The following is a 20,988-nucleotide window of genomic DNA, read 5'->3' as shown; positions in this document are numbered from 1 at the left end:
CGACATGGAAACATTGAGATATTGTATCCGTAAACTGATCTATAGCTTACCCCTGTTACTGGGGGTAACGCTGATTAGTTTTGTATTGATGGTCTACTTTGGTCCGGATAAAACCTACGATTTACTGGGGCGTAACCCGACCATTCAGGATATTCAGAACATCCGTCATCAGCTGGGTTACGATCAGCCGTTTATGGTGCGCTACATCGATTATCTGCGTCAGATAGCGACGTTTGATTTTGGCTATTCAGATTCCAGCGGTGAAGAAGTCACTAAAATTCTGGCTGATACGATTCCTGTGTCTTTGGCACTGGGCTTGCCCGGCTTTTTTCTCGGCCATATCATCAGCATCGGCCTGGGGCTGTTTGCAGCGCATCACCGGGGAAAATGGATTGACAAGGCTGTAATGTCTTCCTCTGTTGTTGGCATGAGTATTTCCTATCTGATCGTCATCATCGCCCTGCAATTGATCTTTTGTTCCAGTTATGGTTTGAACCTCTTCCCGGTCTATGGCTGGGAAGTTCATTCTCTGTCTGACTATCTGTATTACGTCACCGTCCCTACCCTCTGCGCAGTCTTCGTTTCTGTCGGTTACAGTACCCGTTTTTACCGGGCAATTCTTGTCGAAGAAATGACGCGGGATCATATCAGGACAGCCAGAGCTTTCGGGCATTCTTCGCTGAGAATTCTCTTTAAGCATGTGCTGAAAAACGCCTTGATTCCGATTATTACCCGGATCATCTTCTCCATTCCGTTTGTATTGGTTGGTGGTTCTTTACTGCTGGAAAGCTACTTCGGTATTCCCGGCGTCGGACTCACCACTTATGATGCCATTACTACCGGAGACCTGCCGGTCCTGAAAGCCGTGATTGTATTAGTCACCCTTTTATTTATCGGCGTCGTCAGCATCGTCGATGTGATCTACAAAATGGTTGATCCGCGGATTTCATTAAAATAGAGACAGTTGAAATGACAGATATAATGAACGAGCAACTGGTCGGTAAACCTTTGAAGCGGGAGTCTCTGTGGACCAAAGCTTTTGTTAAATTCACCCGTGATAAAACCGGGATGTTCAGCCTGTTTATCGTCGGGGTTTATTTACTGATTGCAATTCTGGCCTGGTCTGGCGTCATCGCTCAGAACTGGGATGAGCTACAGGCTTCAGGTCAAATGGGGCCAACGGCCACTTATTGGTTCGGCACCACCATCAATGGTCAGGATATTTTTGACCGGGCCATGTACAGCACAAAAACCGCTTTTGAAGTCGGATTAATTGTTGCAATTTTTTCTACATTTATCGGTGCAGTCACCGGTTCACTCATGGGATACTATTCCGGCTCGGTGCTGGATGAGTTCTTACTGTGGCTGATGAACAGTATCGATTGTATCCCCTATTTTCTTCTCGTTGCAGCCATAGCTGTCGCTCTGGAAGACAACCCTTACGCCATGCATATTGCAATGACCATGGCGTTCTGGACCAGTACCGCAAGGGTTATCCGGGGGGAAGTGATCAAACTCAAAAACATGGAGTTTACAGAAGCTGCACACTCTTTGGGTGTTCCTACTTATAAGATTATTTTCAAGCACTTAATGCCGAATACGTCGCATATCATTTTAGTGGATATGACACTGTTATTTATCACAGCGATTAAGAGTGAGGTTATTCTCAGTTTCCTTGGTCTGGGTGTGAAAGACAGTATCAGTTGGGGATTAATGATTGCTGAAGCCAGCTCAGAAGTCACTGCCGGCCACTTCTGCAACTTCTTTGCCGCATCAGGCATGCTGTTCGTCCTGGTGCTGGCATTTAATACGTTCTCTGATTCACTTCAGGATGCGCTTGATCCAAGGAAGGTGTCGTAATGTCCAGTCAAGATTCTGTATCGCAACAACCTCTGCTGAAAGTAGATAATCTGACGGTTGAGTTTAATACCGATAAAGGCATTGCACGGGCAATTAATGGCGTCAGCTTTGAAGTGATGCCCGGCGAAACCGTCGCAATTGTGGGTGAATCCGGCTGTGGTAAATCAGTCAGTTCGCTCGCAGTGATGGGACTGGTGCCTTCACCACCGGGAAAAATCGTTGATGGCAGTATTCAGTTTCAGGGCCGTGAGCTGATTGGTATGAGTGAAAAGGAATACCGTAAAATTCGCGGTAATGATATTTCGATGATCTTTCAGGAGCCTATGACAGCACTCAATCCGGTGCTGAAGATCAGTACCCAGATGATCGATGTGATTCGTAACCATAATCAGGTCTCGAAAAAAGAAGCAAAAAACCGGGCGGTTGAAATGCTGCGCATGGTAGGAATTCCATCCCCGGAAAAACGGGTGGATGAATATCCGCATCAACTATCTGGCGGCATGCGTCAGCGGGTCATGATTGCAATGGCATTGTCATGCCATCCTGCCCTGTTGCTGGCCGATGAACCAACCACAGCACTGGATGTAACCATTCAGGCGCAGGTCATGCATGAGATGTTGCGTCTCAAACAGGAACTGGATATGGCCGTCGTGCTGGTCACGCATGATCTTGGCGTCGTCGCAGAATCCTGTCAGCGTGTCGTCGTAATGTATTGCGGAGAAGTGATCGAGCAGGGAACAGTTGAAGAGATATTTGCCAATCCGAAACATCCTTATACTAAAGGTTTGCTTGAATCTATCCCCGTCGTGCGGGATAAAAAAGTCCCCCGTCTGCCAACAATTGAAGGCATGGTTCCGGATCTGTTCAGTTTGCCGAAAGGTTGCCGTTTTGCGGATCGTTGTGGCATCGCCAGCTCAGATTGCCATCAGAGTTCTCCGGTTCTGCGTGATGTACAAAAAAATGGCCAGCTGATTCCAGGTCACAAAGTAGCCTGTTTTAAAGCATCGGAGGTGGCATAATGAGTGAGACAATTTCAGCTGATATCAAACAATCTGACGAATTGTTACTGGAAGTCAACGGCCTGAAAAAGCATTTTCAGGCGGGGAAAAGCTTCCTTAAACGTCGCCAACCTGTCTGTAAAGCGGTTGATGATGTCAGTTTTAAAATCCATAAAGGGAAAACTCTGGGACTTGTTGGTGAATCCGGTTGTGGCAAATCGACTCTCGGACGCTGCATTCTGCGGTTAATTGAACCAACAGAAGGCGAAGTGTTGATTGAAGGGGAAGATGTGGTCCGGATGGACAGCAAACGCCTGAAAGAAATGCGTCAACATATGCAAATTATTTTTCAGGATCCGTTTGCTTCCCTGAGTCCGCGAATGACAATTCATGATATTTTGCGTGAGCCACTTGATACTCACAATATCGGGACGGTGAAAGAGCGCGAAGCTAAAATCGCTGAAGTCATGAATATCGTGGGCTTGCGTCCTCAGGCACTGAACAGGTATCCGCACGAATTTTCCGGCGGCCAGCGGCAACGGGTCGGAATTGCACGGGCACTGGTGCTGGAGCCGAAGCTGATTGTTGCCGATGAACCGGTTTCGGCACTGGATGTGTCCGTTCAGGCTCAGGTGCTCAATCTGATTGCAGAACTGCAGGAAACCCGCGGGATTTCATTCCTGTTCATCGCCCATGATTTGGCAGTGGTCCAGCATATTTGTGATGAAGTTGGTGTGATGTATCTGGGCCGGATGGTCGAACGGGCACCGGCAGAAGAACTGTACCGAAACCCGAAACATCCTTATACACAGGCACTGCTTTCTGCCATTCCGGTTCCGGACCCGACAATTAAGTCCAGTAAAATTCCACTGGAAGGTGATGTGCCTTCCCCGCTCAATCCACCTAGCGGCTGTACGTTCCGGACCCGTTGTAAACATGCGACAGAGCGTTGCAGCAAGGAAGCCCCACAAACCCATAACCACCAGCATGCTGGTTATGATCACTGGGTCGCCTGCCATCTTTATGAAAACAGTTAATCCCTGATTCTCAGAGCAAACATACAAGGGCATGGATGCCCTTGTTTAAGCGCCCATGGATGGCTTGAGCGGTTTGCGGAACCAGATATATCCAGATCAGAAAATGACTTAGAATGGTATCCTTTTCATTTGACGAATCCATCATGATGAAAGGTTAATAAAATGTTAAATGAGTCACAATTTTCAGAAAACCAGAATGACTCTGTCAACAGAGTATGGTTGATTATCTGAACTGTTCATCCCATCACACTTTTGATGTTTAAACTCACTCAGGGGGAAAAATATGGCACTGCTCAATATATCCCGGCACTGGATTACGCTCGACTATAAAATCGCCTTCTTCTTTCCTGCTCAATAACCCTGTCTTTCTGCCCTTTTCGGGCTTATCGGTACGCACCACGCTGTTCTTATCCGGTTTCAAACCGATTTTTGCTGTCTTTTGCGTACTGATTTCAGTCATTCTGCCAGACCCCCGGCACCACTTGTGTGTCTTCCTCGTGCAGCAATGATTCCAGGGTCTGTTTCAACCGATGACCGAACAGATAAAGAAATTCAGGAAAATACCATGGAAAACTTTAAACACCTGCCAGAACCATTTCGTATCCGGGTCGTGGAGCCCGTCAAACGAACCACCCGGCAATACCGGGAACAGGCGATAATCAAAGCCGGAATGAACCCTTTTCTTCTCGATAGTGACGATGTGTTTATTGATCTGCTGACAGACAGTGGTACCGGCTCAATCACACAAAATATGCAGGCTGCCATGTTCCGGGGAGATGAAGCCTACAGTGGCAGCCGCAGCTTTTATGCGCTGGCTGATGCCGTGAAAGATATCTTCGGATATGCACTGACGATTCCGACACATCAGGGACGCGGCGCAGAACAGCTCTACATTCCGGTTCTGATTAAAAAGCGCGAAAAAGAAAAGGGATTGGATCGCTCAAAAATGGTAGCCCTTTCCAACTACTTTTTCGATACTACTCAGGGCCATACTCAAATTAATGGTTGCCGGATCCAAAATGTGCACAGCAACGATGCCTTCAATACCTCAGTAGATAGTGATTTCAAAGGAAACTTCGATACCGATAAACTGGAAACAGCCATCATTGCTGCCGGAGCGGAAAACGTCCCGTATATCGTCAACACGATTACTTGTAATTCAGCTGGAGGCCAGCCGGTTTCTATCGCAAATATGAAGGCGGTGTATAACATCGCCCGTAAATACGAGATTCCGGTCATTATGGATTCGGCCCGTTTTGCCGAAAATGCTTACTTCATTCAACAGCGGGAATCCGGCTATCAGGATCAGAGTATTGAATCTATCACCCGTGAAATGTATCAGTATGCAGACGGACTGGCGATGTCAGCCAAAAAAGACGCGATGGTACAAATGGGCGGCCTGCTCTGTTTTAAGGATGAGTCGATGGCTGATGTCTATCAGGAATGCCGGACTTTGTGCGTGGTTCAGGAAGGTTTCCCGACCTACGGTGGACTGGAAGGCGGAGCCATGGAGCGCCTTGCCGTCGGGTTATATGATGGAATGCGTCAGGACTGGCTGGCCTACCGGATTAGTCAGGTTCGGTATCTGGTGGAAGGTCTGGAACAAATCGGTGTCTGTTGCCAACAAGCAGGAGGGCATGCTGCATTTGTCGACGCCGGGAAGTTATTACCGCACATCCCGGCAAGTCAGTTTCCTGCGCATGCGCTGGCTTGTGAACTCTACAAAGTGGCCGGTATCCGGGCGGTTGAAATCGGCTCCCTGCTGTTAGGACGCGATCCACAAACAGGACAGCAACTACCTTGTCCGGCTGAATTACTCCGCCTGACAATTCCCCGTGCAACCTACACGCAAACACATATGGATTTCATCATTGAAGCTTTTAGTCACGTGAAAGAAAATGCTCCGAAAATCAAAGGACTGACTTTTACCTACGAGCCTGATGTACTCCGCCACTTTACAGCCAGACTGACAGAAACAGATACGAATGGCTGAACCCACTCCGACAATATGATCTGACTGAATAACCGGGGCAACACAATGAGTGTTGCCCCGGTTTTGATATGATTAACAACAATACATTTATTATTCATAAACGAAACTGCAATTTATCTTCAACGCTGTCAGGCATATATTAATTCTCACAGGGTCACCAAACATCACAGCAATGGCCCGGCAACATTTCCTCTGTAAGGGATCCTCATATGTATCGGGGAAACCGGACAGCAATGAACGAGAAGAATAAAAGAGAGAGTAAAGTTATGAAAAATATATCAATTATTGCAGCTTCATTGATAATCAGCACCAGTGCCTTCGCCAGTACACAAACTTATCATGATGTGACACACAAACACGTGGGTGACTATCAGTCTCAGCAGGAAGCGCTACAGGCCGGATTCAGCTACATTAATCAGCTTCACCATATGTCTCAGTCAAAACTGAAAATGAAGCTGGCAGCAACTCCGGAGAGTCAGGTCAGAAATATTATTATTGATAAGTCAGATGTCGCTCTGAAAACCGTCGCCGTTGCACCCGAACAGGTAAAATACCGTGCGACTGTTGAAGTCAGCTATCACTATAAAGCGCATGACAACAACAATAACTAAAGTTCATGAAAATCATTGTAGTCAGTTGCGTCTTATAACATCCTTCCGCCGGATCTCATAGTATAAAAATGGGCTCCGGCGTTTTTTCTCTGGATAATTTATCCTTATTCCCCGCCTTTCATGACAAGTTGTCAGCTGCGTACTCTTTTTCAGCGCTGCCCTGCTTCCTTAACTACCTAAAAATGCAGAAGATATTTCACAAATCAGTCAATTGTATATTGATATTTTGAATAATGTTTTTTAACATACACGAGAATAGAAAACATTGTTCATAATATTTTCTGTTTCTCTAGGTATGTATAAATATCAGTGATAAAACCGGCCCAGAGCCTGTATGAGGAACAAGTACATCACTGTAAACAACAAAGGAAAAATAATAATGGTAAAAAAAATAATAACGGCCGCACTGCTGACAGCAGCACCATTGATGGCATCAGCTGCCTCTTCCGGTCATCTGGTTGCCGGAGCAGATTATTTGAACATCCAGATCGGCGACGGAGACGGTCAAACAATCAGTATGAATGTGGCGGCTTTAACAGTCGGATACCCAATGTACTATGGAAAAGTGTTTCGTCTTACCCCTGAAGTCCGCTTTGGTCAGGGAATCGGTTCAGATGAATATAACGCTGCCGGCACATCGATGGATTTCGAAGTTTCAAGCTTCAGCTCGTTTGCTTTGAGAACAGAAATGGATCTCACTAACCAGTTTTACATCTTTGCAACACCAGCAATTTCTTACCTGGATCTGAAAGGAAGTGTCAATTACGGTAGTGGAACCTTTGAAGCCTCAGCTGACGGTTCTGACTTTACATTTGGTGCCGGACTTGGATTTAAACTCACAGACAGGATATCAACTGAAGTCAGGTATGAAGCCTTTGATGAAGAAACAGACGTCTATAACATTGGCTTAAGAATGAATTTCTGATCAATCAGCATTCTCCGGACAGAGTCATTTCTGTCCGGTTTTTATCCATTGCACCGGGCTGAATATCCTTCTTCTCAATAACTGAACACCTGCCATTAAAACAACAACAGCGCCACCGCAAATCATATAAGCCACCTGAGCGTCATAATGCGCCATCACTACACCTGCAACAAAGTTGCCAATGGCCGAAGCACCATTGAAAACCAGAATATAGATACTCATTACCCGCCCCCGGAACTCTTCAGATAAATGAAGCTGTACCATCGAATTCGCACTGGATGAGAACAATACCGTGAGTAAACCACTGATCATCATGATGCCACACAGCAGATACATGTGATTCAGCATCCCGGTGAAAAAAAGAGTGCATCCCAGTAAAAACGGAATCACGGTTTGCGTGTAAGCTTTAGGGCCATCTTTCCCGGTCGAAGCCACTATCAACGCACCACAAAACGAACCAACGCCCATGAAAGACATCAGATAACTAAAGTTTCTTGCATCCGCATGGAATATCGTTTTAACCAGAACCGGGAGTAACACTGTAAAATTAAAAGCAAAGATCCCCACAATCCCGACACCAAGCATCGTGACAGACAGGATCTGATTTTCACGGATATGCTGCAAGCCGGCATATATCTGACTAAACATGGTTTCCCGCTGTTTATTTTTTTTCCGGTGAACCGGGCGGGGATGAATCATCAGCAGACAAATAAACATCAGCGCATAACTGAGGGCATTCGCGAAAAAACAAATTCCGGTTGTCGTATAAACCATGATCAGGCCGGCAATCAAAGGGCCAATAATGCGGGCAATATTAAATGCGGAAGAACACAACGCAATCGCATTGACCAGTAGTTCTTTTTCGACCAGTTCAATATAAAAAGATTGTCTTGCCGGCATGTCGATACTATTTGTGATTCCCAGAATCAAAGCACCCGCAACAATATGCCAGTACTGGATGACATCAGCCCAAATTAAAACCGCCATAACTAATGTCACAACAAAGGCGACGGACTGAGTGATCAATAAGATCAGTTTCTTGGGAAAACGATCCACAATCACGCCGGAAAACAGGCATAAAACAAAGACGGGTGCCGTTTGAGCCACACCCACGATACTGAGTAAAAAAGGCGAATCGGTCATTTCATATGCCAGCCAGGGCTGGGCGATTCTTTGCATCCATGTCCCGATAACTGAAATACAAAATCCAATCCAGTAATACCTGAAATCAGGCCGGGAGAGAACTTGTAAAGGATTATTAAACATTTTTCGCGTATTCACAGTGGCGTCCTTAAACTTCCGGAAGACGAAGGGAGGCGTCTGAATACAAAACAAATGGTATGACGGCAATCGTTCGTTGCAGGATATACCTATGGGAATTCAGACAGAGATTACGCTAATTGATATAATTCATGAACTCAATAAAACAGCTTTATTTTCATAACTTTACAGTAATTTTATCGTAACAGTTAACAAGGCAGGAGCGCGCTGATTGAAAATGAAACAGCATTTTGATATAAATAACATTATATTCATGACAATTTTAACGCTGTCGTTCTCACCGGTTTCCATTCATACATCTCTGTGTCAACCATGACAAATGTCTGGATTTCATATTTTCACGCCTGTGATTAGATTTCTTTACTTGCCTTTGTGAAAACCCAGGAGAGAATCAGAAACAGGATACAGTCAGTTCAAAATAAAATTCAGCTTTTCAAATAGTTCCCGCAAAAACACTGACAAATACTGACAAATACTGACAAATACTGACAAATACTGACAATGAAGATAATTGAACGTCTGCTGACAGGCGACTTTCAGAGGGAATGCAAATCCGGATTTTATTTTGTTATGATTCAGTTCTTAAATGAAATATACCCATATATGAGTACAGACAACGGCTATTTGAGGGGATCATGGCCTTTAATAATTTAATCTCCCGTGCAGGTAGTAATCTGTGGATTTTCCTGATTTTTACGGGTCTGGCTCTGTGGATCCATTACCTGAGTCATTCTGCATTTCTGATCTACCTGTTTAAGTCGGTTGAAGTGTTTTTTCATGAAGCCTCTCACGGGTTGGTGACCCTGTTGACCGGGAACCGGCTCAGTAGTCTGCATCTCGAATGGCGCGAAGGATATGTGCTGTCATCAGTCTCAATGGGAAGCGGGTATAAATCAGAGCGATTTTTGATTGCATTTGCCGGTTATCCCGGCGCATCTTTGTTTGGTTATCTGCTTTACGCCAGCAGTCTTTATGCTGCTAAGATAAGCAAACTTGTGCTGATTCTGTTTTGTGTCTTTTTCTTTTTGTATGTGGACGGTCCGGCAACGGCAATTGTTCTGCTCTATATTATCGGCGTTTTTGTCTCATGCTGGTTTCTCGGAAAACCGGGGACCTATCTGCTGCGTTTTCTGGGAATTTACGTCATGCTGAATGCGATCTATTCACCTTCGTATCTATGGTCTGTTCATAGCTCGGGGGATCACATCACTTTAAGCCGGCTCACCGGATTCCCTGCTTTTCTCTTTATTTTGATCTGGATTGGCATTGGGTTATATGCAATGCGTTCAGCCTGTTTACTCACAGCCAGAAGCAGCTGAGTCTGATGATCCAGACGTCCGATACAATATCTCACAGTATGCTGCGTCGTCACTGCATGAATGATCTCAGGCTTCAGGGAGTAACCGACAACGTTTTCACATATTGGCGGAAACTCACATCAAACTGTGCTTTGAAACGCTGCCGGAACCGCTGAGGTGACTGATAACCACAAGCCAGCGCAACTTCCGGAGCATGATGTTGACCTTGCTGAATCAGATCAATGGCGTGATTCATTCTCACATCATGCAGTACTTCCCTGAAACTGGTGTTTTCCTGGTGTAAACGGCGGATGAGTGTTGAGCGACTCATTCCCAGCTCCGTACAGACGTAATCCAGCTTATAAGACTTCCCCGGTGCCGGTGTAAAATAGTCACTCAACTTCTCACGTAACGATTTTCCTGTTGGACCGAATAAATGATGCAGCATGCCTCTTTCTGCCAGCAGCTGATAGAAACCATCCAGCCAGTGACGTTGTACCGCATGCGTCATCAGGCGGTGATCAAGAACCGATAAAACCTCAAGCGCCTGACGCAGATCTGGTGTCAGCTTAAAAATAGCCCGCTCGCCTGTACTCTGTGTCTGGCTGTAGGCCAGCAGTCCGGCATCAGGGTAATGGTGAAAACAGATCTGGCAGGAGCGAAACGCTGACTGTCCGGGCTGATTTTCAAAAGTTAATCGCTCATGACTGCGCACCAGCAGCAAAGACTGCTCATCCAGCGCCTGAGATCTCTGATGGTTGAGAAGCTTTTTATAACCAGCCCGGATCCAGATAACAGAGGGAGACAGAATCGTCATATTACTCAGTTTTTGTGGCCTGACACTCAAAATATGGTTGATTGTGAATAAAGGCTCATCTGTCACACTCTGCTGACTCATTTTTGTTTTCTCATCGCTGTTGCCGTAATACGGGATTGGGCAATTGCATCCTGATTCAGCATGTATCCGACCAATGCCGCGGAAGCTGAATCCGGCACCGGCATTTTTTTATACGGAAGCGCCCAGACAGTAAACTGGTAGCGGTGCATCCCATGACCGGGAGGAGGACATGCGCCTCCAAAAGCTGTTTGTCCAAAATCGTTTCTGATCTCTTTGCCGCCAACAGCCGCGATCGACTGTCCGCTTTTTAAAGTATGAACACCTGCCGGGATATTTATCACACTCCAGTGCCACCAGCCACTTTCTGTTGGCGCATCCGGATCATAAACAGTCACGGCAAAACTTTTTGTCTCTGCAGGAATGTCACGCCAGCTTAAACGGGGAGAGATATTTTTTCCTGAGCAGCCAAACCCGTTAAAGAACAACGATGAAGATAAATGCTCACCTTCCTGAATATCCGGACTGGACAGTTCTAGCGCATGTATACCCGCGCTGACTGTCAACAATCCGGTGAATAACAAAGATATCTTAAATTTCATCTCAAAACTCCCGGGAACAACGGTGAGTATACTTTAACAACACCGGCCCCATCTGTTGTAAATGGTTCACTCTGTATTGCATCTCTGTTTCTGAGTGACCTCTGTGCAGCCTGTCACCGACAAAAGCAGTTCAGAGAAAGAGAATACCGGGTATATATTAACCAATTCCGGGAACGCTATGTTAAACAGAAAGTATCAGATTCACACCAAAACCTGCAAATAATGATACTTTTTGTTTAAAACTCGAATAACAAAAAATATTAAAACAAAAAATAACAAACAATTTAAAATAAATCACATCACCATAGAAAAACCATCACCAAACAATCCAAAAACACTTCAAGGATATCATAAAATATTTAAGTCAATTAAAAAAACAGAACATAACCAGATCATGAAAAATATTCACATCATAAAAAAAGCCGGCATAATGCCGGCCCATAAATTTATGTGAAATAAAAAACATAATAAATAAACAAAATAACAAGTTAAAGAAATACTCTGAATGAAATTAAACAACGCAACAAAAGAGACATTGCCAACCTCATTCGCCACCTAATATACATGAAAAAAAACAAAATATATTGCCTTTTTATTTTTATGGGACAAGTCTCATAAATTAATATTTAATTATTAATATAAAACACACGCAACCGTATGCTCTTTTAAATAATTAACAATCTATTAAAAATAGCCTACTCACATTCACAATAAAAAAATAAAAACCAACAAAAACAATAAATTAGGTTATTTCATTAAGTTTAACACGCAAACAATAGCAAACAACTTCAGACCAAATCCTGGCTGATAAACACATAATTTCTGACCTATTTTACATATACAAGCAAATTTAATGTCAATATTTAACTCATAAATATAAAGAATGATTTTAATTACACATTATTATTTTCCATATAATGGATATTTCAGATACATAAAAAAAACCGGCTTAAAGCCGGCTAAACAAAAAAATGAACAAATTAAATAAAATAATAACAAGTTAAAGAAATACTCTGGTTGAAGAGTTCAATCTACTGAAGCAGACTATACTCTTCAATTTACATTCTATATAAAAAGCGACTCAGAGATAAACACCCACATTTTCATTATGGAAGATTCATCGATAACAACTCATGCTCTATTTTACATCCACCATATAATTAAAATTGTCACATCGATGTAAAATTAAGGAAAAATCAACAAAACAGACAAGCAAATCAAAAAAAATAAAATAACAAATAAAAGTAAATTCACACCCAGACTATCGTCAGATAAAGCATTGATTCACCAATCACTTCAAGATACAGAGCGTCATCAACGGGCCCTGTTCAGGGAAAAGAACTGAAGGAATGCCCCGCCTTTCGAAGTGATTTAACGCAGAAATGGACCTGTTGATACGCTCCCGAAGGGCAAGATTGATTGATACCTGCTCTGTGTCACTGATTTTTAACGCAGAATCGCTATGTGCTCCCTCTTTTCTTATATAGAAGGCGTGCCTTGGTCAGAAGACAATCAACTCTCGCTGAACATGTATCCTGAGGTCACCTGGGTGATAATGACGCATTTTGAGGGGGTTTGAGGATAAAAAAACCCCGTCTGACAACCTGTCAGTCCGGGGTTTTCAAAGTCAATAAAACAAAATTATTTAGCCGTCAGTAATCCTAACTGATATGGACGGGCATCATATCCAACACCATCAGATTCGGGATCACGCCCCTGATACAGATACTGCAAATGACAAGGATCGATTGTCAGTGTCTGATCATATCCAGCACGAACCATTTCACCATGGCTGATATCTTTGGTCCATTTTTCTCCGCTGAAGCTGACATTCGCTTCTCCGGCAAACGGATTAGACTGAGTATCCGCTAAAGGCGTCCACGGACCATCAAGGCTGTTTGCTGTCCATGAGCGGAAATAACGGGGCGCATAAGCTTCAACCAACAGCAAATACTGATCTTTCCCCGCAACCTTATAGACATTCGATGCCTCGAATAATTTACCGGCCGAATCCTCAGACATGACAACCTCATAATCTTTGAAATTCGGGAAATCATCAACAGACACCTTAGAACGATATAACTTGCCGTCATCTCTGGAGAAGAACAGGTAGCAATTGTCATCATCACAGATCACCCAGTAATCCAACGCCCCTTCAGGTTCATTGGTCAGCAGTGTTTTGGGTGCACTCCAGCCTGAAGGATCGTTAATATCAGTATTTGTCGAGTATCTTGCTCCCCACTGATAAATCAGATACCACTTGTGATGAGGTTCGAAGTAAAAAACCTGTGGCGCAACAGTGCTGCCGGCTTTTGTCTGCTTCATACTCAACTGCGTTGCCTGACCAGCATCTGCCCAGTTTTTGAAATTCAGATAGACACTACTATATTTTCCATCTTTATCCACGACACTGGCAAATACATGGTACTTCCCATCATATTTTACAATCGATGGATCTTTTACGGACACCAGGTTGTCATCAATTGGCGAGATCACCGGATCAGTCGATGTCCAGCCAAAAGTTGAGGGTAAATCACATGATTCCTGGGGCGTTTCTACTTTTTTGAGTCAGCATCTCTCTGTTCTTTCAGGTAGTTCATTAACCACTTCATTGCGGGTCTCTGAGTCCCGTCAGCATTGATCAGGCCTGTGCCTTCTTTCCAGGTTTTACCTGCGATATAACCCCACAAGGTAATCCCGGCAACAGCATCATCTTTATAGAAAACAGGGAACTGTTCTTTCATGATATTTAACTGTTCCTGATCATTGGTTTTCGCAATATCGTATTCAGAAATGTAAATCGGTAATCCAAGTGCAGCGACTTTATCCAGATTGGTTTTTAACTGGGAAGCCGAGAGGCTTTCCAGGCCGTGGGACTGCAAACCAATGGCATCAACCACACCTGCGTCAACTGCTGGTTTTGCCATCTTGATAAACTCATCGGTATTCCAGATCAACACATTATAATCATTGAGGACCAGTTTTGAGTTCGGACAATACTTACGGGCCAGTTTAAATGATTTGATAATCCAGTCATCGCCGAATGCACTTTTCGCAAATGATGCCGGTGCATGGCCAGGGGTGGCCTCATTCACCACATCAATCAGATCAGCATCAGGATAACGGGTACAGAAGTCCTGAATCCATTCTTCAATCTCAGATGCCTGCTCTGCCGGGCTGAGTGATGTAATCCAGTTTGGATACTGGCTTCCCCAGACAAATGTATGTTGCTTGAATGGAATGCCGTGCTCTTTTGCATATTTGTAAGCCGCATCGACACCATTCCAGTTATATACATCACGGGTTTTCTCAATGCTGCCCCATTTACCTTCATTTTCGGGTGTCAGCTGATTCCAGTATTGCAGGAAGTCCGAACGCACACTCCCTGAAGTCGTAATATTACCGACAAATTTATCCGTTGATTTTGCATCAGAACCGCCGGAATTATTATCCGTGGCAACATCACCACCAATCGAAAAATCATCAGCGTAGAAGCTCACTTCTGCATCATCTGATTCAATAATGAAGTGTTCAAACGGTGTGCCGCTTTGTGTATATGTCCCGTGGACCAGTGTCCATTTATCTGTAGATGCAACCGCTGTCGCAACACGCTCATATTCTTTCGTGGTTGAACTATCACTATCATCAGCACGTTTGGCTGTCAGATAAATTTCAGCGGTATTGACGGATCCCGGTGCCAGTTTGACCCAGACTGCGACATCGTAATCATTGCCATTGGTTAATGAACCGGTATCAAAAGTAATCCCATGCCATCCGCTGGTCCGTTCCGTAATCAGAGCACTGGCGGAACCACCATGACTCGCAGCTGTACTGCGTGTTAATTTTCCCGCAGTCACCGACCAGTTTTCAAGATCATATTCCACGCCACCATTTTTAGCGAAATTATTCTCTGGCACCTGATAGCTGCTGTCGGAGCCGGTATCAGTCTCTGTATCCGTGCCGGTATTGCCACTATCACTGTTATCATTTCCTGCCGACGAATCATCGCTTGCATCACTGCTACGGGTAACACAATAGCCGATCGAGCTGTTGCTCTGCCCTGCTGCCAGCGTGTTATTCCATCCGGCCCCGGACATAGAAACCAATGAACCATCCTGACTCCAGGTCGCGTTCCATAAATTATCAATTTTACCGTCAACCGTCATATTAAAATGCCAGTCCAAAGCCTGAGCACTTTGATTCGTCACTGTCACAGCAGCACAATATCCTGCGCCCCAGTCACTGGTGACCGAAACAGAATATTCGACATTTGCGTCAGCAGATGCCGCCAGCGCTGCAAAAGGATTCCAGGCAGCAAACGTCGCAGCCATGACGACCATACAAGACTTATGTATTGCCGATAATTGAAGGTGTTTTGTATTTTTTCTCATAAAACCAGACCAACCTTTCGTTGAGTTTATCTTCATGACCTTTTCTTTTTGCCGGTCAATGAAATATGTTATCGATACAGACAGATGTTCTGCTATCTGATGAAAATCTTCGCTCATCTCTGGTTATTCCGGCAAAAATACGGAGAAGTTCATACTGTTTCTGCGGAAAATACCGAAAACCAGCGAAGTCAACTCTTATTATCATTAACGTCCGGAAAAAGAATATTAGTTGTCTGTCAGGATTTAATGATTTGGAATATGTATTTAAAAACAGGAAATTATTATTGATGTTTCTGACTGAAAGAAAAAAATCGCCAGATGAGTTAAAAAAAGCCGTCTTCATGACGGCTTCGGTTTGATTGTTACAGTGGTTCAGAGGCGGCTATTTACCCAGATAATTCATCAGCCACTTCATGGCCGGACGTTGCGTACCATCATCATAGATTAGCCCGGTACCATCTCTCCATGTTTTACCATCCACATATCCCCATAAAGTAATTCCGGCCACCGCATCCGAGTTATAGAACAGCGGGAACTGCGCTTTGAAGACATCCAGCTGGGTCTGATCATCTGTTTCCGCCACATCATACTCAGAAATATAAATTGGCAATCCGAGTGCCGCGACTTTCTCCAGGTTTGTTTTGAGTGTTGATGTTGAAATGTCTTCAAGGCCATGTGCCTGTAAACCAATCGCATCCACCACGCCGGCTTGCACCGCGGGTTTCGCCATCTCAATGAATTTATCGGTATGCCAGCTCAGCACATTGTAGTCATTGAGCACCAGGGTTGCTTTCGGACAATATTTTCGGGCCAGTTTAAATGATTTAATAATCCAGTCATCGCCGAATGCACTTTTCGCGAATGATGCAGGAGCGTGGCCTGGTGTCGCTTCATTCACTACATCAATGATGTCGACATCCGGATAACGGGTACAGAAATCCTGAATCCACTCCTCAATTTCTGCCGCCTGTTCTGAAGCACTTAAAGACGTAATCCAGCTGGGATACTGACTTCCCCACACAAAGGTATGTTGTTTAAATGGAATATGATGTGACTTCGCATACTGATAAACAGCATCTATACCGCTCCAGTTATACACATCGCGTGTTTTTTCCACTGAACCCCATTTTCCTTCATTTTCCGGCGTAATCTGATTCCAGTAGCTGGAGAAATCTGATCTGACACTCCCGGAAGTTGTGATATTACCAACGAATTTGTTTGTATCACCGGAAGTGCTGCTACCTGAGCCATCAGCATCTCCGGCAGCTTCAACGGTAAAATCATCTGCATAGTAGCTGACACTGTCGCTGTCCGATTCAATAATAAAGTGCTGGAATGGCGTACCGGACTGTGAATAAGTCCCTTTCAGCTCCGTCCATTCATAGTCTGAAACAGTTGCCGTGGTGATCCGGGTATATTCATTGGTTGTGGATGTATCGGAATCGTCGGTCCGCTTACCAGTCAGAATCAGTGTTGTATCAGATTCTCCCGGAGCCAGTTTTACCCAAACAGAGACATCATATTTTTTACCTGAACTTAAAGTTTCCGGCTGGAAGGTAATCCCATGCCAGGAAGCACTCCGGTTCGAAATCAGAACACTTGCTGCACCATGATGGCTGTCCTGAGTGGTTCGTTTCACATCACCGGAAGTCGATGACCAGTTCGTCAGGCCATCTTCCACATCACCATTCACGGCCAGTCCACCGGATGAGCTGCTGCCAGAGGAGTTATCATCTGAAGAGCTTCCGCCGGAATTATCCGATCCGGATGAACGGTTCACGCAAAAGCCAATCTGTGAGGTACTTTCCCCGGCTTTCAACGTTTCATACTGTCCGCTACCAGTGACATGAACAACATCACCATCCTGAGTCCAGCCGGCATTCCAGAGAGAACTGATGGTTCCATCCACATCCATGTCGATCTGCCAGCCGGACACAGCAGCACTGTTATTATTGGTCACCGTCAGAGCTGCACAGTAACCACTACTCCAGTCATTCGAAATTGTCACCTGATGGCTGACGCCACTGGTGTCTGCCACAGCACTTCCAAGCGGTAATCCCAGCAAAGCAAAAGCCGCCATTATCGACCCTGCAGCCCGATGATTGGTCTCTCCCGAAACTTTCAGACCGGGCCACTGACATTGTATTTTCTTCTTCATATGGTCTCCTTGAGTAAACGCTAATGATTTATATTTCTCAGTCAAATTACTCTGTTTTTTTTTGAGGGTAAGAATGTAAAACAAGTTGAATAACGATTTTTATCATAATCACTTCATCAGAATGAAGATATTGCAGCAATGACAGAATTTAACCGTTTGGGAGATGTCTAAAAAAAAACCAGTTTGTTATTGATGAACTGCCACCATTTCTCTGTTATTTTTTGCGATGCCCTACAATCCGCCCCCAACCCTTTCATTTATTTTACAATGCAATCTATTTCATCAAGTTCATCTGCTTTACTGAACAGCCTGTTTGCAACGCTGATTCAATTATTTTGAATATTCATCCTGAATTATTTCACTCAATCACATTCATGTTGTCATAAACAACGTCATCGCTTTGGGTTTATCCATCTCTTTTTCTCCGGGAGGCTGCCTGAAAGCACACTCAGGATGCAATCATAATATTTCCGTATAAGCGGTATCTGTTTCCGCGGATTTTTCATCTGTGAAACTGACAAACCCATGCCAATACGCATAAAAGTTAACTTTAATTAACTCAAAAATCAGCCATAAAAATGACAGAGCGCCACCGGATTCAACACTGCCTCTCAGTTACACAAAGTGAACCGAAAAACAGAAATAAAATACTAAAATGATGCTTTACGTCACATATAGTTCACTATCTATAACTTTAACATTGACCATAACTATCAAATATTGTTTTATACCAGCGAAGGAATTGAACATATTATCGAGATGCGCAATGGTATGCACCGCATGAAAGTTACACAAAGTTAACTCAAGGAGTCTCAAGATGGTTGTATCAAAATATAAGTCATTCAATACAAGATTCACCGAACAGGATCGGGCTTGTCTGACTTCTAACTTCCGGTTAGCAGAGACCATCGCGGAACTCATCGGGCCACATTGTGAGGTGGTTGTTCATTCTTTCGAAAGTTTTGAACATTCAGTCGTAAAAATCGTCAATGGGCACCATACCGGGCGGAAAGTTGGTTCTCCGATCACGGATATGGGGCTGAAAATGCTTAATCAGTTTGAAAAAACGGGCAATATGACGCCCGAAAGCTACTTCACTACAGCAAAAGACGGTTCAGTACTGAAGTCGACAACTTGTGTTCTGACTGGCGAAAACGAAAAGCCGGTCGGACTGTTTTGTATCAATGTCAATTTGTCGTTTCCAATGGCAGAAATTCTGAAAACACTGGTTCCGGATATGACAAAAATGCAATCAGAAGCACATGAAACATTCAGTGCTTCGCCAAAAGAAGTCATTGAGAATGCACTAAATCATGCAATTGCAGACGTTGAAAACGACAATAGCGTGACATCGAAAGGAAAAAACAAAGCGATTACCCGGGTTTTATTCAAAAACGGTATTTTTGAATTGAAAGAAGCAACAACACAGGTTGCCAGCCAGCTGGGTATCACCCGTCATGCGATTTACAAATATATTCGTGAGTTCAGATCTTAACAGCAGTAAAGATAAGGACATATCACCAGGATGGAAAAAAATAATCAGGACATATCAGGGAAGTACTCATGAATGCCTCCGGACATTTCCGGAACAACTGTATCCTTACTGAACCCGAAAAGGTGAAGGTAAGACAATAACAATACTGAGATAACCGATACAAATTGATGCCCCACCGGGGTACATAACTCCTGACAAAAACGAGCGAGCCTGATATGAACTCTACTATTTCATCCACGTTACCCTCACCAAGCCAAACGGGAAACAAATTTACATACAAAGACTTTACCTGGTGTCTTTCACTGTTTGGTACTGCAGTCGGTGCTGGTGTCCTGTTCTTACCAATCAAAGCAGGATCCGGCGGTTTCTGGCCATTAGTATTTCTGGCTTTACTGGCGGCGCCAATGACCTGGTTTTCACATAAATCACTGGCACGTTTTGTGTTGTCTGCAAAGAACAAAAATGCAGATATCACAGACACAGTTGAAGAACATTTCGGAAAAACCGGTGCGAACCTCATCACTTTTGCATACTTCTTCGCAATTTATCCAATTGTTCTGATTTACGGTGTCGGCATCACCAACACCGTCGATTCCTTTCTGGTCAATCAGCTGGGCATGGAATCACTGCCCCGCTGGCTTCTGTCCGGCGGATTAATTCTGACCATGACAGCCGGTGTTGTCTTTGGTAAGCAACTGATGCTCAAAGCAACTTCTGCCGTTGTTTACCCACTGGTATTCATCCTGCTGGCATTATCCTTCTATCTGATTCCTGAATGGAATACGTCCATGATCGATGTCGCACCGGACTGGAGCGCAATGCCTTCCGTCATCTGGCTGGCGATTCCAATCATCGTATTCTCTTTCAATCACAGTCCGGTGATCAGCCAGTTCACAAAAGAGCAACGTCTAGAACACGGTGACAATGCCGTACAAAAAACAGATTCAATCACTGGCGGTGCAGCCATGATGCTGATGGGATTTGTCATGTTCTTCGTTTTCTCTGTGGTTCTGTCTCTTTCACCTGAACAGCTTGCACAGGCAAAAGCACAAAACATATCGGTTCTTTCATATCTGGCAAATGTACAGGATTCACCGGTGATTTCGTACATGGGTCCAATCGTTGCCTTTGCGGCCATTACATCAAGCTACTTTGGTCACTTTCTGGGAGCCCATGAAGGATTGGTTGGTTTAGTGAAAAGCCGTTCAGACATTCCGGTCAGTAAAATTGAAAAAGTGTCTTTGATCTTTATTGTTCTGACGACCTGGATCGTTGCCATTATCAACCCAAGTATTCTGGGCATGATTGAAACCATGGGCGCCCCAATGATTGCCGCAATTCTGTTCCTGCTGCCAATCTATGCCATGTTCAAAGTGCCTGCCATGGCAAAATACAGAACATCGTTCCCTGTTCAAATTTTTACAACAATTTGTGGCCTGGCAGCAATTTCATCTGTCATCTATGGCGCGCTTTAATTAATTAAGTATTAACCAGCCCCGCTTTT

General features: G+C 44.2%; 16 protein-coding genes and 1 pseudogene. 11 read left to right on the top strand and 6 right to left on the bottom strand.

Features of this window, described 5'->3' with window-relative positions; translation table 11 throughout:
* Nucleotides 1–4: 4 nt before the first annotated feature.
* From OCV29_RS05045 to OCV29_RS05010, 8 genes are all read left to right on the top strand, one after another.
* Nucleotides 5–958 carry an ABC transporter permease gene (locus OCV29_RS05045; protein WP_073604705.1) on the top strand — a complete coding sequence of 318 codons (954 nt, stop codon included), beginning with the start codon at nt 5–7 and terminating at the stop codon, nt 956–958.
* Between the two features lie 11 nt (nt 959–969).
* Entirely contained in the window at nt 970–1,860 is an 891-nt protein-coding gene (locus OCV29_RS05040) for an ABC transporter permease (RefSeq protein ID WP_073604704.1), read from the top strand.
* The gene (locus tag OCV29_RS05035) at nt 1,860–2,879 is read left to right on the top strand and encodes an ABC transporter ATP-binding protein (RefSeq protein ID WP_073604703.1); all 1,020 of its coding nucleotides are present in this window, start codon (nt 1,860–1,862) and stop codon (nt 2,877–2,879) included. Before OCV29_RS05040 ends, OCV29_RS05035 begins: the two co-directional genes overlap by 1 nt.
* Entirely contained in the window at nt 2,879–3,895 is a 1,017-nt protein-coding gene (locus OCV29_RS05030) for an ABC transporter ATP-binding protein (protein WP_073604702.1), read from the top strand. Before OCV29_RS05035 ends, OCV29_RS05030 begins: the two co-directional genes overlap by 1 nt.
* 283 nt (nt 3,896–4,178) lie before the next feature.
* Nucleotides 4,179–4,253 (top strand): tryptophanase leader peptide, encoded by a 75-nt coding sequence (gene tnaC / locus OCV29_RS23650; RefSeq protein WP_073604740.1) that lies wholly within the window; start codon nt 4,179–4,181, stop codon nt 4,251–4,253.
* Nucleotides 4,254–4,460: 207 nt separating this feature from the next.
* Nucleotides 4,461–5,888, top strand: a complete 1,428-nt coding sequence (tnaA, locus tag OCV29_RS05020) for a tryptophanase (protein ID WP_073604739.1) — start codon at nt 4,461–4,463, stop codon at nt 5,886–5,888.
* Between the two features lie 266 nt (nt 5,889–6,154).
* Nucleotides 6,155–6,499 carry a DUF3316 domain-containing protein gene (locus tag OCV29_RS05015; protein WP_175561568.1) on the top strand — a complete coding sequence of 115 codons (345 nt, stop codon included), beginning with the start codon at nt 6,155–6,157 and terminating at the stop codon, nt 6,497–6,499.
* Nucleotides 6,500–6,878: 379 nt separating this feature from the next.
* Entirely contained in the window at nt 6,879–7,424 is a 546-nt protein-coding gene (locus OCV29_RS05010) for an outer membrane beta-barrel protein (protein ID WP_073604700.1), read from the top strand.
* Nucleotides 7,425–7,448: 24 nt separating this feature from the next.
* On the opposite strand, the gene OCV29_RS05005 is transcribed toward OCV29_RS05010, so the two are convergent.
* Nucleotides 7,449–8,705 carry an MFS transporter gene (locus tag OCV29_RS05005; protein ID WP_139281629.1) on the bottom strand — a complete coding sequence of 419 codons (1,257 nt, stop codon included), beginning with the start codon at nt 8,703–8,705 and terminating at the stop codon, nt 7,449–7,451.
* A gap of 635 nt (nt 8,706–9,340) precedes the next feature.
* Here OCV29_RS05005 and OCV29_RS05000 point away from each other — a divergent pair.
* On the top strand, nt 9,341–10,024 hold the full coding sequence (locus OCV29_RS05000) for a M50 family metallopeptidase (RefSeq protein ID WP_073604698.1): 684 nt from the start codon (nt 9,341–9,343) through the stop codon (nt 10,022–10,024).
* Between the two features lie 73 nt (nt 10,025–10,097).
* On the opposite strand, the gene OCV29_RS04995 is transcribed toward OCV29_RS05000, so the two are convergent.
* The 5 genes and pseudogenes from OCV29_RS04995 to OCV29_RS04975 all read right to left on the bottom strand — a co-directional run bounded on the left by OCV29_RS04995 (nt 10,098) and on the right by OCV29_RS04975 (nt 17,989).
* Entirely contained in the window at nt 10,098–10,901 is an 804-nt protein-coding gene (locus OCV29_RS04995) for a helix-turn-helix domain-containing protein (protein WP_261887372.1), read from the bottom strand.
* Nucleotides 10,898–11,440, bottom strand: coding sequence for a YbhB/YbcL family Raf kinase inhibitor-like protein (locus tag OCV29_RS04990; RefSeq protein WP_073604696.1), 543 nt, complete (start codon nt 11,438–11,440; stop codon nt 10,898–10,900). The genes OCV29_RS04995 and OCV29_RS04990 overlap by 4 nt, the downstream gene beginning before the upstream one ends.
* 1,641 nt (nt 11,441–13,081) lie before the next feature.
* Nucleotides 13,082–13,966 (bottom strand): annotated as a pseudogene (locus OCV29_RS04985) (non-reducing end alpha-L-arabinofuranosidase family hydrolase); the annotation flags it as partial.
* A gap of 29 nt (nt 13,967–13,995) precedes the next feature.
* The gene (locus OCV29_RS04980; RefSeq protein ID WP_073604694.1) at nt 13,996–15,948 is read right to left on the bottom strand and encodes an endo-1,4-beta-xylanase; all 1,953 of its coding nucleotides are present in this window, start codon (nt 15,946–15,948) and stop codon (nt 13,996–13,998) included.
* Between the two features lie 265 nt (nt 15,949–16,213).
* Complete coding sequence (locus tag OCV29_RS04975; protein ID WP_073604693.1) at nt 16,214–17,989, bottom strand: endo-1,4-beta-xylanase; 1,776 nt, start codon at nt 17,987–17,989, stop codon at nt 16,214–16,216.
* Nucleotides 17,990–18,806: 817 nt separating this feature from the next.
* On the opposite strand from OCV29_RS04975, the gene OCV29_RS04970 reads away from it, so the two are divergent.
* Nucleotides 18,807–19,484 carry a helix-turn-helix transcriptional regulator gene (locus OCV29_RS04970; protein ID WP_073604692.1) on the top strand — a complete coding sequence of 226 codons (678 nt, stop codon included), beginning with the start codon at nt 18,807–18,809 and terminating at the stop codon, nt 19,482–19,484.
* Nucleotides 19,485–19,699: 215 nt separating this feature from the next.
* Nucleotides 19,700–20,959, top strand: a complete 1,260-nt coding sequence (locus OCV29_RS04965) for an aromatic amino acid transport family protein (protein ID WP_073604691.1) — start codon at nt 19,700–19,702, stop codon at nt 20,957–20,959.
* Nucleotides 20,960–20,988 lie beyond the last annotated feature (29 nt).

It is taken from the genome of Vibrio aerogenes, from assembly GCF_024346755.1.
Lineage (GTDB): Bacteria > Pseudomonadota > Gammaproteobacteria > Enterobacterales > Vibrionaceae > Vibrio > Vibrio aerogenes.
The sequence above is the reverse complement of the archived record's forward strand: the minus strand, read 5'-3'. Positions and strand labels throughout refer to the sequence as shown.

What these genes read in the sequence shown, in the direction of transcription:
- OCV29_RS05045 (WP_073604705.1), top strand. Translation starts at nt 5, where the DNA reads ATGGAAACATTGAGATATTGTATCCGTAAACTGATCTATAGCTTACCC.
- OCV29_RS05040 (WP_073604704.1), top strand. Translation starts at nt 970, where the DNA reads ATGACAGATATAATGAACGAGCAACTGGTCGGTAAACCTTTGAAGCGG.
- OCV29_RS05035 (WP_073604703.1), top strand. Translation starts at nt 1,860, where the DNA reads ATGTCCAGTCAAGATTCTGTATCGCAACAACCTCTGCTGAAAGTAGAT.
- OCV29_RS05030 (WP_073604702.1), top strand. Translation starts at nt 2,879, where the DNA reads ATGAGTGAGACAATTTCAGCTGATATCAAACAATCTGACGAATTGTTA.
- tnaA (WP_073604739.1), top strand. Translation starts at nt 4,461, where the DNA reads ATGGAAAACTTTAAACACCTGCCAGAACCATTTCGTATCCGGGTCGTG.
- OCV29_RS05015 (WP_175561568.1), top strand. Translation starts at nt 6,155, where the DNA reads ATGAAAAATATATCAATTATTGCAGCTTCATTGATAATCAGCACCAGT.
- OCV29_RS05010 (WP_073604700.1), top strand. Translation starts at nt 6,879, where the DNA reads ATGGTAAAAAAAATAATAACGGCCGCACTGCTGACAGCAGCACCATTG.
- OCV29_RS05000 (WP_073604698.1), top strand. Translation starts at nt 9,341, where the DNA reads ATGGCCTTTAATAATTTAATCTCCCGTGCAGGTAGTAATCTGTGGATT.
- OCV29_RS04995 (WP_261887372.1), bottom strand. Translation starts at nt 10,901, where the DNA reads ATGAGTCAGCAGAGTGTGACAGATGAGCCTTTATTCACAATCAACCAT.
- OCV29_RS04990 (WP_073604696.1), bottom strand. Translation starts at nt 11,440, where the DNA reads ATGAAATTTAAGATATCTTTGTTATTCACCGGATTGTTGACAGTCAGC.
- OCV29_RS04980 (WP_073604694.1), bottom strand. Translation starts at nt 15,948, where the DNA reads ATGAGCGAAGATTTTCATCAGATAGCAGAACATCTGTCTGTATCGATA.
- OCV29_RS04975 (WP_073604693.1), bottom strand. Translation starts at nt 17,989, where the DNA reads ATGAAGAAGAAAATACAATGTCAGTGGCCCGGTCTGAAAGTTTCGGGA.
- OCV29_RS04970 (WP_073604692.1), top strand. Translation starts at nt 18,807, where the DNA reads ATGGTTGTATCAAAATATAAGTCATTCAATACAAGATTCACCGAACAG.
- OCV29_RS04965 (WP_073604691.1), top strand. Translation starts at nt 19,700, where the DNA reads ATGAACTCTACTATTTCATCCACGTTACCCTCACCAAGCCAAACGGGA.